We start from the raw sequence: 14,330 nt of genomic DNA on the forward strand, positions 1-14,330 counted from the left end.
CTCGGCTCACATGAGAGACCCAGCGGCGCGTGGCCTTGCATTATTCCCGGGGCACCGCGACCCTGTCGTTCATGACGACCGAGGCGCAGGGGCACGCCCCCGAGGAACTGCCCGCGCGTCTGGCCGAACTCCTCGACCTCTACGCCGATCACCTGCTGCTCGAGCGGGGACGGTCCGAGCACACCGTCCGCGCCTATCTCGGCGACGTGCGGTCGCTGCTGAGCCACCTCGTCGCCACCGATCCCGACGGCCGGCTCGAGGACCTGGACCTGAGCATGCTGCGCGGGTGGTTGTCCGCACAGGCCGCGGCGGGCGTCGCGCGCACGACCCTGGCCAGGCGGACCGCCGCGGCCCGGACCTTCACCGCGTGGCTGACCCGCACCCGCCGCATCCCGCGCGATCCCGGCGTCCGGCTGGCGGCCCCGAAGACCCACCGGACGTTGCCCGCGGTGCTGCGGCAGAACCAGGCCGACGAGGCGATGAAGGCCGCCGAGTCCGGTGCCGCGCAGCTCGACCCCGTCGCGCTGCGCGACCGCCTGATCGTGGAGTTGCTGTACGCCAGCGGGATTCGCGTCGGCGAACTCTGCGGACTCGACCTCGCCGACATCGACAACGAGCGGCGCGTCGTGCGGGTGCTCGGCAAGGGGGACAAGCAGCGGTCGGTGCCGTTCGGCGGTCCCGCCGCCGAGGCGATCGAGCTGTGGCTGCGGGTCGGCCGTCCCGCGTTGGCGAACGCGCAGTCCGGCGATGCGCTGCTGCTCGGCCAGCGGGGGCGCCGGCTCGACCAGCGGCAGGCCCGAACCGTGGTGCACGAGGTGCTCGAGGCCGTCCCCGGCGCACCGAGCCTCGGCCCGCACGGTTTGCGGCACTCCGCCGCCACGCACCTGCTCGAGGGCGGTGCGGACCTGAGGGTCGTGCAGGAGCTGCTCGGGCACAACAGCCTGGCGACCACCCAGCTGTACACGCACGTGTCCGTCGCCCGGTTGCGCGCGGTGCACGACCAGGCGCACCCGAGGGCCTGACACCCCGCCCGTGGGCGCGGCGGCGCGGGCGCAGGGGCTTGAGGCGGACCGGGGCCGATCGGACCAGGGCCAGCGGGTCGACGTAGTGGTCCCGGCCGCGGCGCACGCCCCAGTGCAGGCAGGTGGCGGGACAACCGGCGTGGCCACCGAGCAGCACGCCGAGCTCGGCGCCGCGCGTCACCCGCTGCCCGACGCGCACCCCCGCCCGGACCGGCTCGTACGTGGTGCGCAGCCCGTTCGCGTGGTCGACCGACACCACCGGCTTGCCGGCCACCTCGCCGGCGAAGACCACCACGCCGGCCCCGGCGGAGAGCACCGGCTGACCGTCCGTGCCCGCGAGGTCGACCCCGCGATGCCCCGGTAGCCAGTCGTGCTCCGGAGGGTCGAACCCCGCGACGATCGACGGTCGTGGGCGCAGCGGCCAGCCGAAACCCGCGGCCGGGGCCGGGGGAGCGGCGCCGAGGCCGACCAGGACGCACAACGCGAGCACCGCACACAGACGCATGCCCACCACGCTCGCCGAGCCGCCCCCGGGAGGTAACCCGGCGCACCGATCTGTGGACGGCCGCCGGGGCCCGTCCACAGGTCGCCGGGCGCCGGTTAGGAGCGTCGGGGCCGACCCCGTACACTCGACACGCGGTCTGTGTTTGCACCGACCGACTTCGCGCGCCCGCGCAAAGAAGGACAGCCCTCGGCTGGTCCTGCATTCGTGCAGGTCCGGGGGCTGGCGGGCGCCAGGGCAGGGGTCACCCGACCACCTGCGTCAACCGGCAATGAAAGAGGTACAACAGCCATGGCTGTCGTGACCATGAAGCAGATGCTCGACAGTGGTACCCACTTCGGGCACCAGACCCGTCGCTGGAATCCGAAGATGAAGCGGTTCATCCTCACGGACCGCAACGGCATCTACATCATCGACCTGCAGCAGACCCTCACGTACATCGACAAGGCGTACGAGTTCGTCAAGGAGACCGTCGCCCACGGCGGCACCATCCTGTTCGTCGGCACCAAGAAGCAGGCGCAGGAGTCCATCGCCGAAGAGGCCACCCGCGTCGGCATGCCCTACGTCAACCAGCGCTGGCTGGGCGGCATGCTCACCAACTTCACGACCGTGCACAAGCGCCTGCTGCGCCTGAAGGACCTCGAGTCGATGGAGCAGACCGGTGGCTTCGAGGGTCGCACCAAGAAGGAAATCCTCATGCTCACGCGTGAGATGACCAAGCTGGACCGCACCCTCGGTGGTATCCGGGACATGGCCAAGGTTCCGTCGGCCATCTGGGTCGTCGACACCAACAAGGAGCACCTGGCGGTCTCCGAGGCCCGCAAGCTGAACATCCCGGTCATCGCGATCCTCGACACCAACTGCGATCCCGACCTGGTCGACTACCCGATCCCGGGCAACGACGACGCGATCCGCTCCGCCGCGCTGCTGACCAAGGTCGTCGCCTCCGCCGTCGCCGAGGGTCTGCAGGCCCGCGCCGGCCGCAGCGCCGCCGACGACAGCAAGCCCGAGGCCGGCGCCGAGCCGCTCGCCGAGTGGGAGCAGGAGCTGCTCTCGCAGGCCGCACCCGCCGCCGACGCCGAGGCCGCTCCGGCGACCGACGCCGAGGCCCCGCAGGCCTAGCCGATCCGGCCCCGACCCGCCAGCACGAGCCACCGGGTCGGGGCCGTTTCACTCACCCCCCACAGACACTCATTCGAGGAGGCTCGCCCCCGATGGCGAACTACACCGCCGCTGACGTGAAGCGGCTCCGCGAGCTCACCGGCTCCGGAATGATGGACTGCAAGAACGCGCTCGCCGAGACCGACGGTGACTTCGACAAGGCCGTCGAGCTGCTCCGGATCAAGGGCGCCAAGGACGTCGGCAAGCGCGCCGAGCGGTCCACCGCCGAGGGCCTGGTCGTCGCCAAGGACGGCGTCATGATCGAGCTCAACGCCGAGACCGACTTCGTCGCCAAGAACGCCGAGTTCCAGGGCCTGGCCGACGCGATCGTCACCGCGGCCGCCGCCGCCAAGCCGGCCGACCTGGAGGCCCTCAAGGCCCTCGAGGTCGACGGCAAGACCGTCGACACCCTGGTCCAGGAGCTGTCCGCGAAGATCGGCGAGAAGCTCGAGCTGCGCCGCGTCGTCTCCTTCGACGGTGCCGTCGCGACCTACCTGCACAAGCGTGCCTCCGACCTGCCGCCGGCCGTCGGCGTCCTGGTCGAGTACACCGGTGAGGGCGACGCGGCGGCCGAGGCCGCCCGCGGTGCCGCCATGCAGGTCGCCGCGCTCAAGGCCAAGTACCTGACCCGCGACGAGGTCCCCGCGGACATCGTCGAGAACGAGCGTCGCATCGCCGAGCAGACCGCGAAGGAGGAGGGCAAGCCCGAGGCCGCTCTCCCGAAGATCGTCGAAGGCCGTGTCAACGGCTACTTCAAGGACGTCGTCCTCACCGAGCAGTCCTCGGTCACCGACTCCAAGAAGACGGTCAAGGCCCTGCTCGACGAGGCCGGCGTGACCCTGGTCCGCTTCGCGCGGTTCGAGGTCGGCGCCAGCTAGTCGCTGCCAGTCGCACCGGGAACGGCCCCGTCACCTTCGTGGTGACGGGGCCGTTCCCGGTTTCGGGCCCCACCGACGACGGCGCCCGAAGCGGGGGAGGGACTCTCACGGGCGCCGCGGATCCACCGTGCGACGGACCCGAACGTGGTGCGTGAGCGCGGATGAGGCAGGATGAAGAGGTCATCTGTGGCTGTACCGCCGTCGGTGGCCGATTCATGCTGGTCGCATCACCCCTGCGGCCCGACGACGAAGGAGAGCCATGACCGAATCCGCCCCGACCGATTCCGCGCCAGTGCGGCAGGGTTTCAAGCGTGTCCTGCTCAAGCTCGGGGGCGAGATGTTCGGTGGCGGCGAGGTCGGACTCGACCCGGACGTCGTGCAGACCGTCGCGCGCCAGATCCGGGCCGTCGTCGAGTCGGGTGTCCAGGTCGCGGTCGTCATCGGCGGCGGCAACTTCTTCCGCGGCGCAGAACTGCAGCAGCGCGGCATGGACCGGGCCCGCTCGGACTACATGGGCATGCTCGGCACCGTGATGAACTGCCTTGCGCTGCAGGACTTCCTGGAGAAGGAAGGCATCGACACCCGGGTGCAGACCGCGATCACGATGGGCCAGGTCGCCGAGCCGTACCTGCCGCTGCGGGCGCGTCGCCACCTGGAGAAGGGGCGCGTCGTCATCTTCGGCGCCGGCATGGGCATGCCGTACTTCTCCACCGACACGACCGCCGCGCAGCGGGCGTTGGAGATCGGCGCCGAGGTGGTCCTGATGGCCAAGGCCGTCGACGGTGTCTACACGGCCGACCCGCGCATCGACCCGACGGCCACGATGTACACCGAGATCAGCCACCGCGAGGTGATCGAGCAGGGCCTGAAGGTCGCCGACGCGACCGCGTTCAGCCTCTGCATGGACAACCGGATGCCGATCATGGTGTTCAACCTGCTCACCGAGGGCAACATCGCCCGCGCGGTGTCCGGTGAGAAGATCGGAACACTGGTGAAATCGTGATCACCACGACAACACGCAGCACTGCAGACATCCCCGCGAGCCTGGAGGAACACCGTGATCGATGAAGCGCTCTTCGACGCCGAGGAGAAGATGGAGAAGTCCGTCGCATCGGCGAGGGACGACCTCGGGGGAATCCGCACCGGGCGCGCGAACCCCGGCATGTTCAACCGGATCGCCGTCGAGTACTACGGGGCGATGACGCCCATCACCCAGCTGGCCTCGATCAACGTTCCCGAGGCCCGCCTCGTGGTGATCAAGCCGTACGAGGCGGCGCAGCTCGGGCCGATCGAGACCGCGATCCGCAACTCCGACCTCGGGGTGAACCCGACGAACGACGGCAGCATCATCCGGATCTCGGTTCCGCAGCTGACCGAGGAACGTCGCCGCGAGCTGGTCAAGCAGTCGAAGGCCAAGGGCGAGGACGCGAAGGTCGCGATCCGCAACGTGCGCCGCAAGACGATGGACGAGCTGAACCGCATCCAGAAGGACGGCGAGGCCGGCGAGGACGAGGTCGTGCGTGCCGAGAAGGAACTCGACAAGACCACCGCGAAGTACGTGGCGCACATCGACGAGCTGGTCAAGCACAAGGAAGCCGAATTGATGGAGGTCTAGGCGGTGTCCACCGAAAGTCCCGCGGATGGTGCCCATCCGAGCGGGGCAAGCACCGCCGTCCCCTCGAAGGCGGGTCGCAACCTGCCCGCCGCGATCGCGGTGGGCGTGGGGCTCGGCGCTCTGGTCGTCGCGTCGCTGATCTTCGTTCCGAAGGTCTGGTTCGGCATCGTGGCCGCCGCGATCGCGATCGCCACCTGGGAGGTGGCGTCGCGACTGCGGGAAGGCGACATCCTCGTTCCTCGCATCCCGCTGCTGCTGGGCGGTCAGGCGACCATCTGGCTGGGCTGGCCGTTCGGCACCACCGGTGTGCTCGCGGGGTTCACCGGCACCGTGATCGCGTGTTTCGTGTGGCGGCTCCTGGACCAGGGGCTCGGGGCGGCGCCGCGAAACTACCTGCGGGACGCGGCGATCACCGTGTTCGTCGCGGCGTGGCTGCCGCTGCTCGCGTCGTTCGGAACCCTGATGGTGACGCGGGAGGGCGGTTCCGACTGGGTGTTCGTGCTCATGATCGGGGTCGTCTGCTCGGATGTCGGCGGCTACACCGCCGGCGTGCTGTTCGGCCGGCACCCGATGGTCCCGGCGATCAGCCCGAAGAAGTCGTGGGAGGGTCTCGGCGGGTCGCTGGTGTTCGCGATCATCGGATCCGTCGCGACGGTGACGTTGATTCTCGACGCCAACCCGGCGATCGGCGTCCTGCTGGGCGTGGTGCTGGTCGTCACCGGCACGCTCGGCGACCTGATCGAGTCGCAGGTCAAGCGCGACCTCGGCATCAAGGACATGGGCACGCTGCTGCCCGGGCACGGCGGCATCATGGACCGGCTCGATTCGCTGCTCCCGTCGGCGTTCGTGACGTGGCTGGTGCTCACCGCGCTGCTCTGAACGCACCCGTCGAACGATGCGCCACCGCCGCCGGCCGCCGCCGGGACAGCCGATCCCGAGCCCGAACATCTGGCACTGGCCGGAGATCTACGAGGTCGAGAACCGGGCCCAGGACGTCGACGGCGTGGTGTTCGCGGCACTGCGGCGGCTCGCGGACTGGACCGGCCGCGACGTGCTCGACGTCGGGTGCGGGACGGGATTTCATCTGCCGGAGTTCGCGCGCGACGCCCGCACCGTGACCGGGGTCGAGCCGCACCCACCGCTGGTGGCGGCCGCCCGGGAGCGGGTCGCCGGGCTCGGCGGGGTGCGGGTGCTCGCCGGCAGTGCGGAGAAGTTGCCGGTACCCGACCGCAGCGTCGACGTCGTGCACGCCCGGACCGCGTACTTCTTCGGTCCCGGGTGCGGACCCGGGATCACCGAGGCGATGCGAGTGCTGCGTCCCGGAGGCCTGCTCGCCGTCGTCGACCTCGATGCGACCGCGTCGCCGTACGGCGACTGGATGCGCGCCGACCTGCCGCACTACGACCCCGCGACGGTGGAGGCGTTCTTCGACGCGCAGGGATTCGATCTGACCCGGGTGCTGACCCGGTGGGAGTTCCAGGACCGCCGTGCGTTGCGGACGGTGCTCGGGATCGAGTTCACCGAGCGAACCGCGGAACGGGCGTTCACGCAGGTTGCCGGACTGTCGCTGAGCGTCGGCTACCGCATCCACACCCGGCGCGCGGCGAGCGGGCTGGTACTGGCCTGACCCGGCGTTCGCTTCGTGAGGCGAAGTAGAAGGTCCTGGCGCGCACAATGTTTCAACCGGGACACGATTGGCGGTGACGTGCACCGCGCCCTGGTCCGGAGCGATCGGTCGTGCCATACTCGGCCGCGATTTTGCGCACAACCGGGGTTGCTCGCCGGCCCGGACCGATGCGACACCCGGTGCGCCACGCATCTCGTCAGTTGCTCGTCAGCGTTCGCGGACGCATGCCGAAACGGAGTTGTCCATGTCGCGGTACCGGTCCGTGCGTTCGACCCGTTCGCTGCTGCGGTGGGCGAGGGCCACACGCCCGGTGTCCCGGCGCACGGTCGCCGTGTTCGGAGCCGGTGTGGCCGGCCTGACCGCCGCGCACGAACTGGCCGAGCGAGGTTTCGCGGTGACCGTGTACGAGCGGAAGGCGATCGGTGGCCGGGCCCGGTCGACGCCGCCGCCGGGACTCGACGTGGCGCTGCCGGCGGAGCGCGGCCTGCGGATCCGCCCCGGACTGGACCGGAATCTGACCGAAACGATGCGTCGCATCCCGTTTCCGGGAAACCCGAACGGCTGCGACGACAACCTGACCTCCGCGTCGTCGCACCGGCACACGGCAGTCATCTCCGGGTGCCGGGACCGGCTGCCGATCACGCCGACGGAGTTCATCGGCGCGGTCGCCGGGGTGCTCGGCGAATCCGGGTTGTCCCCCGGGGAGGCGTCGTTCGCCGCCCGCAAGCTCGGCGTCTACGCGACCAGCTGCGAGGAGCGGCGCCTGGGGCAGTGGGAGTACGCGTCCTGGGGCGACTACGTCCGGATCGAGGGCAGCTCGCCCGCGTACCGGCGCGTGGTCGCCGACGGGCTGATCCGGCACCTCACGCCGCTGCGCTCGGGAGAGGTGAGCGCGCATTCGGTCGGCGTGGTCGCCGAGTCGTCCGTGTGGTCGGGCATGACGACCGGCCGCCACGACGACCGCGTGCTCAACGGGCCGGCGAGCGAACGGTGGCTCGAACCGTGGGCGCGGCACCTGCGCCGGCTGGGGGTGCGGTTCGAGGTCGGGTGGGAGCTCAGCGCGTTCGACACGGAGGGGCGCGACGTCGTCGCCGCGACCGTCACCGACCGTGCCGGTGGGCGCCGCACCGTCGAATCGGACTGGTACGTCAGCGCGATTCCGGTGGACAAGTTCAACAACGTGCTGACCGACCGGATGATCTCGACCGATTCGGGGCTGGCCGGGGTCCGCCGGCTCCGGACCCGCTGGAGCAGTGCGCTGCAGTTCTACCTGCGGGAGCCGGTGCCCGCGACGACCGGGCCCGTGCACCACCTCGACTCGCCGTGGGCGCTCACCTCGGTCAGCCCGGCGCGGTTCTGGCCGGGCGGGATGACCCGGTACGGGGACGGCACCGTCCAGGACTGCCTCTCGACGATCGTGTCGGACTGGTCGTCGCCGGGCATGTTCGACAAGCGGCCCGCGAAGGCGTGCACCCCGGCGGAGATCGCGGCGGAGACATGGGCCCAGGTCAAGGCCCACCTGGTCGAGCAGGGCACCGTGCTGCGCGACGAGATGCTGCACTCGTGGCGGCTCGATCCCGCGGTGATCGGGTCCGGCACCTCGGGCGCCTACCACGACGAGCCGACGTTCGTTCCCGGCCCGGGGTCGTGGTCCAACCGGCCCGCGTCCGCGACCGGCTTCGGCAATCTCTTCCTGGCAGGCGACTGGGTGCGCACCGACGTCAACGTCGCGAGCCTCGAAGGCGCCAACGAGGCCGGCCGGCGGGCGGTCAACGCGCTGCTCGGTGCCGCCGGGGCCGGGTCGCCGGTCGCGGTCCACGAGCCGGTCCGCCCGGCCTGGGCGGACCCGTTCCGGGTGATCGACCGCGGCCGGTACCGCTCGGGCCTGCGCAACGTGTTCGACGTGACCGACACGCGGGCTTCGGGCTGAGCGGTCGGCAGGATCGGCGCACCGGCGGGCCGCTCGTCACGTGTCGCTCGTGTGATTGCCCGCGCACCTGGCGGGAGAAATTCGCATGTCGCGGGTGGTCGATGGAACACTGGAGAACACTATGGCCGTTTCCCTGCCCCTCGTCTTCACCGCTCCGCGTCGTGGCATGCCCCCGACGCACCTCGCCGACCTCGATGCCGCGGGGCGCAAGGCCGCCGTCCAGGAGCTCGGGCTGCCCGGATTCCGTGCCGACCAGCTCGCCCGGCAGTACTACGGCCGGCTCGAGGCGGACCCCGAGAAGATGACCGACCTGCCCGCGGCCGTGCGGGAGAAGGTCGGCGAGGCGCTCTTCCCGACGCTGCTGACCCCGGTCAAGCACGTCGCCTGCGACGACGGCACCACCCGCAAGACGCTGTGGAAGGCGAACGACGGGACGCTGCTCGAGTCGGTGCTGATGCGCTACCCCGACCGGGCGACGCTGTGCATCTCCAGCCAGGCCGGCTGCGGCATGGCGTGCCCGTTCTGCGCGACCGGACAGGGCGGCCTGAACCGGAACCTGTCGACCGCGGAGATCGTCGACCAGGTGCGGTCGGCGGCCGCCGCGATGCGTGACGGCGAGGTGGCCGGCGGCGAGGGCCGGCTGTCCAACGTCGTGTTCATGGGCATGGGCGAGCCGCTGGCCAACTACAAGCGCGTCGTCGCGGCCGTGCGGCGGATCACCGCGCCCGCGCCCGACGGCCTCGGACTGTCGCAGCGGTCGGTGACGGTCTCGACGGTCGGGCTGGCGCCGGCGATCCGCAAGCTCGCCGACGAGGGCCTGTCCGTCACCCTCGCGGTGTCCCTGCACACCCCCGACGACGAGCTGCGCGACACGCTGGTCCCGGTCAACAACCGCTGGCCGGTGGCCGAGGTCCTCGACGCCGCCCGCTACTACGCCGACAAGACCGGACGCCGGGTGTCGATCGAGTACGCGCTGATCAAGGACGTCAACGACCAGCCGTGGCGCGCGGACATGCTCGGCAAGAAGCTGCACAAGGCGCTCGGTTCGCTGGTGCACGTGAACCTGATCCCGCTGAACCCGACCCCGGGCAGCGAGTGGGACGCCGCCCCCAAGGACGTCGAGCGCGAGTTCGTGCGCCGCGTCATCGCGCAGGGTGTGTCCTGCACGGTCCGCGACACCCGCGGTCAGGAGATCGCCGCCGCCTGCGGGCAGCTCGCCGCCGAGAACTGACCGGGCCGCCGGCCCCGGGGGCCGTCACCGGGTGGGGCCCGGCCGCGGCACGTGTCCGGACGCCGGGGAGCGCGGGTGGGCGGCCGCCCCTTGATGTCGCCGGTGCGCGGAGTCGCGCCGGCGCCACCGTCACCTGGCGGGTCGGGCGACATCGCCGGCCACAACAACGCATTCGCCGACGACGACGGCCGCGCGGCTCCGTTGGGAGCGGCGCGGCCGTCGTCGTGTGTTCGTGCGTGGTTACCGCGGCTTGCGGCGACGGATGATGTCCAGCACCAGCAGCAGGACCATGAAGGCGGAGATGCCGACGAGCCACAGGTCCTCGACCTTGCCCTCGTGGTTGCCGATCGTGAACAGGAGCAGGACCACGGCGAAGAACCAGCCGAGGAAGCGGAACAGTCGCGGCGCCTCACCGCTCCAGCCCCATTCCGCGGAGGGCACCTCGGCGGTGTCGACGTTGGTGGTGACGATGGGCTCGCTGGCGGCCACGGCCGATCCTCCTGCTCGTGCGGGTGTGCGTCTTGCTCGCATATCGTGGCATACGACCCGACGTCGTAGCGAGCGGGGTGGACATGTGGGAGGCGGGTTTCGCATGGCAGTCACACCGACCGGACGTGTCGTTCGCCACGACAGCGGCGCCGACCTCGTCATCGATCGCAGGTTTTCCGCACCGGTCGAGGAAATGTGGGCGGCGGTCACCGAATCCGACCGTACCGCAGCCTGGTTCGGTCCATGGACCGGAACCGGGGCGCCGGGCCACACCATCCACGTGCAGATGCTCTTCGAGGAGGGCGAACCGTGGATGGACATGACGGTCGAGGCCTGTGAGTCGCCGACGCGCTACGCGGTGTCGTCGTCGGACGCGTTCGGGTCGTGGCTGATGGAGATGCAGTTGACCCCGGAACCGGGCGGAACCCGCGTGAGCCTGATCCAGCATCTCGACGAGGCGTCCGTCGCGCTGGCCGTCGACACCGGACCCGGCTGGGAGTACTACCTCGACCTGCTGGTGGCCGCGCACTCCGGTGGGCCGCGGCCGTGCTTCGACGACTGTCTCGCGCTGAAGCGGCACTACGAGTCCGAGGTGGCGCGGGCGGTGGACGGCCGATGACCGTTCTCGTGACCGGAGCCACCGGCGGTGTCGGGCGGCTGGTGGTCGACCGACTCCTCGATCTCGGCGCGACCGACGTGCGCGCGCTGACCAACCACCCCGACCGCGCGGCGCTGCCCGACGGCGTCGAGGTGGTCGAGGGGTACCTGCGCCGGATCGAGTCGCTGCCGCGCGCCTTCGCCGGGGTCCGCAGGATGTACCTCGCGCCGACGCCGGACACCGCCGCCGCGGTCGTGGCACTCGCCCGCGAGGCGGGTGTCGAGCACATCGTCGACCTGTCCGGCGAGCCCGAATCCTGGTGGGGTTCGGTCACTCTCGCGGTCGAGGGATCCGGTGTCCCGTGGACGCACCTGTGGGCGGGCGAGTTCCTCGAGAACTATGCGGTGTGGGCGGACCAGGTCCGGCGCACCGGCCAGGTCCGTGACCCCTTCCCGGATGTGGTGAGCGCGCCGGTCGCGATGGACGACATCGCCCGGGTCGCCGCCACCGTGCTGCTCGAGGACGGCCACGCCGGCCGGACCTACCAGCTGACCGGGCCGGACGCCGCCTCGCGGGCGGACCGGGTGCACCAGCTCGGTGCGGCCGTCGGCCGGCGGGTCGAGTTCGTCCGGGTCGACCGCGCGGAGGCCGTCGAGATCCTGCGGCCCGTGATGGGGGACAGCGCCGAGTTCTACATCGACGACGCGGTGGCCTCGTTGGTCGGCGCCCCGCAGGCCGCGACGAGCACCGTCGCGGACGTCACCGGGTGTCCCGGCACCACGTTCGCGCAGTGGGCACGGGCGAACGCAGACGCCTTCCGGTGACCGCTGGTCCTGTCAGCCTCCTCTCAGGTGGCATCGGGAACAATGGACGGGTGCCAGAACCCACACGCGTCCTCCTGCTCGGCAGCACCGGCTCCATCGGGACCCAGGCCCTCGAGGTCGTCGCCGCGAACCCGGACAAGTTCACCGTCGTCGGTCTGGCCGCCGGCGGCGGCAACGTCGAGCTGCTCGCCGAGCAGATCCGCGGGACCGGAGTGAGCCGGGTCGCGGTCGCCGACCCGGCCGCCGCGGCGCGCCTGGACCTGCCCGGTGTGCTGTCCGGCCCCGGCGCGGTCACCGAACTCGTCCGCACCACCGAGGCGGACGTCGTCCTCAACGCGCTCGTCGGGTCGCTCGGCCTGGAGCCGACCCTCGCGGCGCTCGAGTCGGGCGCCCGACTCGCGTTGGCGAACAAGGAGTCGCTGGTCGCCGGCGGACCGCTGGTCACCGCCGCGGCGGCGCCGGGCCAGATCGTGCCGGTCGACTCCGAGCACTCGGCGCTCGCGCAGTGCCTGCGCGGCGGCCGCGCCGACGAGGTCGACCGGCTGGTCCTCACGGCGTCGGGCGGTCCGTTCCGCGGCTGGGCCGCCGAGGCGCTCGAGGCCGTGACGCCGGAACAGGCCGGGGCACACCCGACCTGGTCGATGGGCCCGATGAACACCCTCAACTCGGCGACGCTGGTGAACAAGGGTCTCGAGTTGATCGAGACGCACCTGCTGTTCGGCATCGACTACGACCGCATCGACGTCACCGTGCATCCGCAGTCGATCGTGCACTCGATGGTCACGTTCACGGACGGATCGACGCTCGCGCAGGCCAGTCCGCCGGACATGAAGCTCCCGATCGCGCTCGCCCTCGGCTGGCCGGACCGGGTTCCCGGTGCGGCCGCGGCCTGTGACTTCTCCGCCGCGTCGACGTGGACGTTCGAGCCGCTCGACAACGCGGTGTTCCCGGCGGTCGACCTGGCCCGCGCGGCGGGGCAGGCCGGCGGCTGCATGACCGCGGTGTACAACGCGGCCAACGAGGTCGCCGCCCAGTACTTCCTGGACGGGGTCGCGTCGTTCCCGTCGATCGTGCGCACCGTGGAGAAGGTGCTCGCGGGCGGCGGCCAGTGGTCGGCGGCACCGACTACCGTGGACGATGTGCTCGCCGCGGACGGGTGGGCGCGGGCGCGGGCACACGAGCTCGTCGAGCGGAAGGGCTAGGGCGACGACGATGTTGATCATTGGCGTGGTGCTGTTCGCGCTCGGCATCACCATCTCGATCGCGCTGCACGAGGCCGGCCACATGTGGACCGCGCGTGCACTCGGGATGAAGGTCCGCCGGTACTACATCGGGTTCGGGCCGAAATTGTTCTCGTTCCGCCGCGGCGAGACCGAGTACGGGCTCAAGGCGATTCCCGCGGGCGGGTTCTGCGACATCGCCGGCATGACCGTGCACGACGAGCTGGCCCCGGACGAGGTCGACCGGGCGATGTACAAGCAGAAGACGTGGAAGCGTCTGGTCGTGATGTCCGGCGGCATCGCGATGAACTTCCTGCTGGGACTGGTGCTGGTCGTCGTGCTCGCCGTCGGGTGGGGGCTGCCGAACCTGAACCAGCCGCCGGAGACGCAGCTCGGTGCGATGAGCTGCACCTCGGACCAGATCGACGCGCAGACACTCGCGAAGTGCTCCGGTGCCGGTCCCGCCCAGTCCGCAGGGCTCCAGGAGGGAGACCTGGTCACCGCGATCGGCGGTGTGCCGGTCCAGACCTGGAGCGACTTCCAGACCCAGGTTCGGAAGCAGACGGGTCCGGTGGCGTTCACGATCGAGCGTGCCGGTCGGCCGATGACGGTGACCGTGGTGCCCGACCAGGTGCAGCGGATGGTCAAGCACCCCGACGGCACGGTGACCACCGAGACCGTCGGCGCGATCGGTGTCTCCCCGGACTACTACGCGCCCGTCAAGTACAACGTGCCGGCGGCGGTCCCGGCCTCGGTGGCCTTCACCGGCGACCTGATGGTCGAGTCGGCCAAGGGGCTCGCGCAGCTCCCGAGCAAGGTGTCGGACCTGTGGACCGCGGTGACCGGCGGCGAACGCGCGCTCGACACCCCGGTCAGCGTGGTCGGCGCGTCGGTGATCGGCGGCCAGGCCGTCGAGAACGACAGCTGGCAGACGTTCGTGCTGCTGTTGATCAGCATGAATTTCTTCCTCGGCATCTTCAATCTGCTGCCGCTGCTGCCGTTGGACGGCGGGCACATGGCGGTGACGATCTACGAGAAGATCCGCAACTCGCTGCGGGCACGGCGGGGGCTGCCCGCGGGCGCGCCGGTCGACTACACCAGGCTGATGCCGTTGACGTACGCGGTGATCGCGGTCGGCGGCGTGTTCATGCTGCTGACGCTCACCGCGGACATCGTGAACCCGATCAAGATCTTCTGACCCGGCTAGACTTTTCCTTGCACAGCTACGAAAGA

General features: G+C 70.9%; 14 protein-coding genes and 1 pseudogene. 13 read left to right on the forward strand and 2 right to left on the reverse strand.

Translation table 11 applies throughout. From position 1 onward, the window contains the following. Positions 1-71: 71 nt before the first annotated feature. Entirely contained in the window at positions 72-1,022 is a 951-nt protein-coding gene (locus ABD951_RS07895) for a tyrosine recombinase XerC (protein ID WP_345343333.1), read from the forward strand. Between the two features lie 31 nt (positions 1,023-1,053). Here the strand turns inward: ABD951_RS07895 and ABD951_RS07900 are convergent. Then, positions 1,054-1,527, reverse strand: a pseudogene (locus ABD951_RS07900) (M23 family metallopeptidase); the annotation flags it as partial. Positions 1,528-1,815: 288 nt separating this feature from the next. Here ABD951_RS07900 and rpsB point away from each other — a divergent pair. The 8 genes from rpsB (at position 1,816) to rlmN (ending at position 9,966) form a co-directional block, all read left to right on the forward strand. Continuing rightward, entirely contained in the window at positions 1,816-2,646 is an 831-nt protein-coding gene (gene rpsB / locus ABD951_RS07905; RefSeq protein ID WP_345343335.1) for a 30S ribosomal protein S2, read from the forward strand. A gap of 92 nt (positions 2,647-2,738) precedes the next feature. Next, positions 2,739-3,563 carry a translation elongation factor Ts gene (gene tsf, locus ABD951_RS07910; RefSeq protein ID WP_345343337.1) on the forward strand — a complete coding sequence of 275 codons (825 nt, stop codon included), beginning with the start codon at positions 2,739-2,741 and terminating at the stop codon, positions 3,561-3,563. Positions 3,564-3,822: 259 nt separating this feature from the next. Further along, positions 3,823-4,566, forward strand: coding sequence for a UMP kinase (pyrH, locus tag ABD951_RS07915; protein ID WP_345343339.1), 744 nt, complete (start codon positions 3,823-3,825; stop codon positions 4,564-4,566). A gap of 54 nt (positions 4,567-4,620) precedes the next feature. After that, a complete protein-coding gene (frr, locus tag ABD951_RS07920) occupies positions 4,621-5,178 on the forward strand; it encodes a ribosome recycling factor (protein WP_345343341.1) in 558 nt (185 codons plus the stop codon). Between the two features lie 3 nt (positions 5,179-5,181). Continuing rightward, positions 5,182-6,057, forward strand: coding sequence for a phosphatidate cytidylyltransferase (locus tag ABD951_RS07925; protein ID WP_345343343.1), 876 nt, complete (start codon positions 5,182-5,184; stop codon positions 6,055-6,057). Positions 6,058-6,073: 16 nt separating this feature from the next. After that, on the forward strand, positions 6,074-6,805 hold the full coding sequence (locus tag ABD951_RS07930; protein ID WP_345343345.1) for a class I SAM-dependent methyltransferase: 732 nt from the start codon (positions 6,074-6,076) through the stop codon (positions 6,803-6,805). A 262-nt stretch (positions 6,806-7,067) separates the two neighbouring features. Then, a complete protein-coding gene (locus tag ABD951_RS07935) occupies positions 7,068-8,735 on the forward strand; it encodes a hydroxysqualene dehydroxylase (RefSeq protein ID WP_345343347.1) in 1,668 nt (555 codons plus the stop codon). 121 nt (positions 8,736-8,856) lie between these two features. Then, complete coding sequence (gene rlmN / locus ABD951_RS07940) at positions 8,857-9,966, forward strand: dual-specificity RNA methyltransferase RlmN (RefSeq protein WP_345343349.1); 1,110 nt, start codon at positions 8,857-8,859, stop codon at positions 9,964-9,966. Between the two features lie 240 nt (positions 9,967-10,206). On the opposite strand, the gene ABD951_RS07945 is transcribed toward rlmN, so the two are convergent. After that, positions 10,207-10,455 carry a DUF2631 domain-containing protein gene (locus ABD951_RS07945; RefSeq protein WP_425569795.1) on the reverse strand — a complete coding sequence of 83 codons (249 nt, stop codon included), beginning with the start codon at positions 10,453-10,455 and terminating at the stop codon, positions 10,207-10,209. Between the two features lie 103 nt (positions 10,456-10,558). Between ABD951_RS07945 and ABD951_RS07950 the strand changes: the two genes are divergently transcribed. The 4 genes from ABD951_RS07950 to ABD951_RS07965 are packed head-to-tail and all read left to right on the forward strand — an operon-like array spanning position 10,559 to position 14,295. Then, a complete protein-coding gene (locus ABD951_RS07950; RefSeq protein WP_345343353.1) occupies positions 10,559-11,074 on the forward strand; it encodes an SRPBCC family protein in 516 nt (171 codons plus the stop codon). Beyond that, entirely contained in the window at positions 11,071-11,877 is an 807-nt protein-coding gene (locus ABD951_RS07955; protein WP_345343355.1) for an SDR family oxidoreductase, read from the forward strand. The genes ABD951_RS07950 and ABD951_RS07955 overlap by 4 nt, the downstream gene beginning before the upstream one ends. Before the next feature lie 50 nt (positions 11,878-11,927). After that, positions 11,928-13,079: a 1-deoxy-D-xylulose-5-phosphate reductoisomerase gene (dxr, locus tag ABD951_RS07960; protein WP_345343357.1), complete on the forward strand. Its 1,152-nt coding sequence runs from the start codon at positions 11,928-11,930 to the stop codon at positions 13,077-13,079. A gap of 10 nt (positions 13,080-13,089) precedes the next feature. Beyond that, the gene (locus tag ABD951_RS07965; RefSeq protein ID WP_345343359.1) at positions 13,090-14,295 is read left to right on the forward strand and encodes a M50 family metallopeptidase; all 1,206 of its coding nucleotides are present in this window, start codon (positions 13,090-13,092) and stop codon (positions 14,293-14,295) included. The last annotated feature ends 35 nt before the right edge of the window (positions 14,296-14,330 follow it).

It is taken from the genome of Rhodococcus olei, from assembly GCF_039540555.1.
GTDB lineage: Bacteria > Actinomycetota > Actinomycetes > Mycobacteriales > Mycobacteriaceae > Rhodococcus_G > Rhodococcus_G olei.

Excerpts from the sequence above, each read along its gene's own strand:
- ABD951_RS07950 (WP_345343353.1), top strand. The coding sequence starts at position 10,559 with ATGGCAGTCACACCGACCGGACGTGTCGTTCGCCACGACAGCGGCGCC.
- rpsB (WP_345343335.1), top strand. The coding sequence starts at position 1,816 with ATGGCTGTCGTGACCATGAAGCAGATGCTCGACAGTGGTACCCACTTC.
- ABD951_RS07955 (WP_345343355.1), top strand. The coding sequence starts at position 11,071 with ATGACCGTTCTCGTGACCGGAGCCACCGGCGGTGTCGGGCGGCTGGTG.
- ABD951_RS07895 (WP_345343333.1), top strand. The coding sequence starts at position 72 with ATGACGACCGAGGCGCAGGGGCACGCCCCCGAGGAACTGCCCGCGCGT.
- ABD951_RS07965 (WP_345343359.1), top strand. The coding sequence starts at position 13,090 with ATGTTGATCATTGGCGTGGTGCTGTTCGCGCTCGGCATCACCATCTCG.
- tsf (WP_345343337.1), top strand. The coding sequence starts at position 2,739 with ATGGCGAACTACACCGCCGCTGACGTGAAGCGGCTCCGCGAGCTCACC.
- ABD951_RS07930 (WP_345343345.1), top strand. The coding sequence starts at position 6,074 with ATGCGCCACCGCCGCCGGCCGCCGCCGGGACAGCCGATCCCGAGCCCG.
- pyrH (WP_345343339.1), top strand. The coding sequence starts at position 3,823 with ATGACCGAATCCGCCCCGACCGATTCCGCGCCAGTGCGGCAGGGTTTC.
- rlmN (WP_345343349.1), top strand. The coding sequence starts at position 8,857 with ATGGCCGTTTCCCTGCCCCTCGTCTTCACCGCTCCGCGTCGTGGCATG.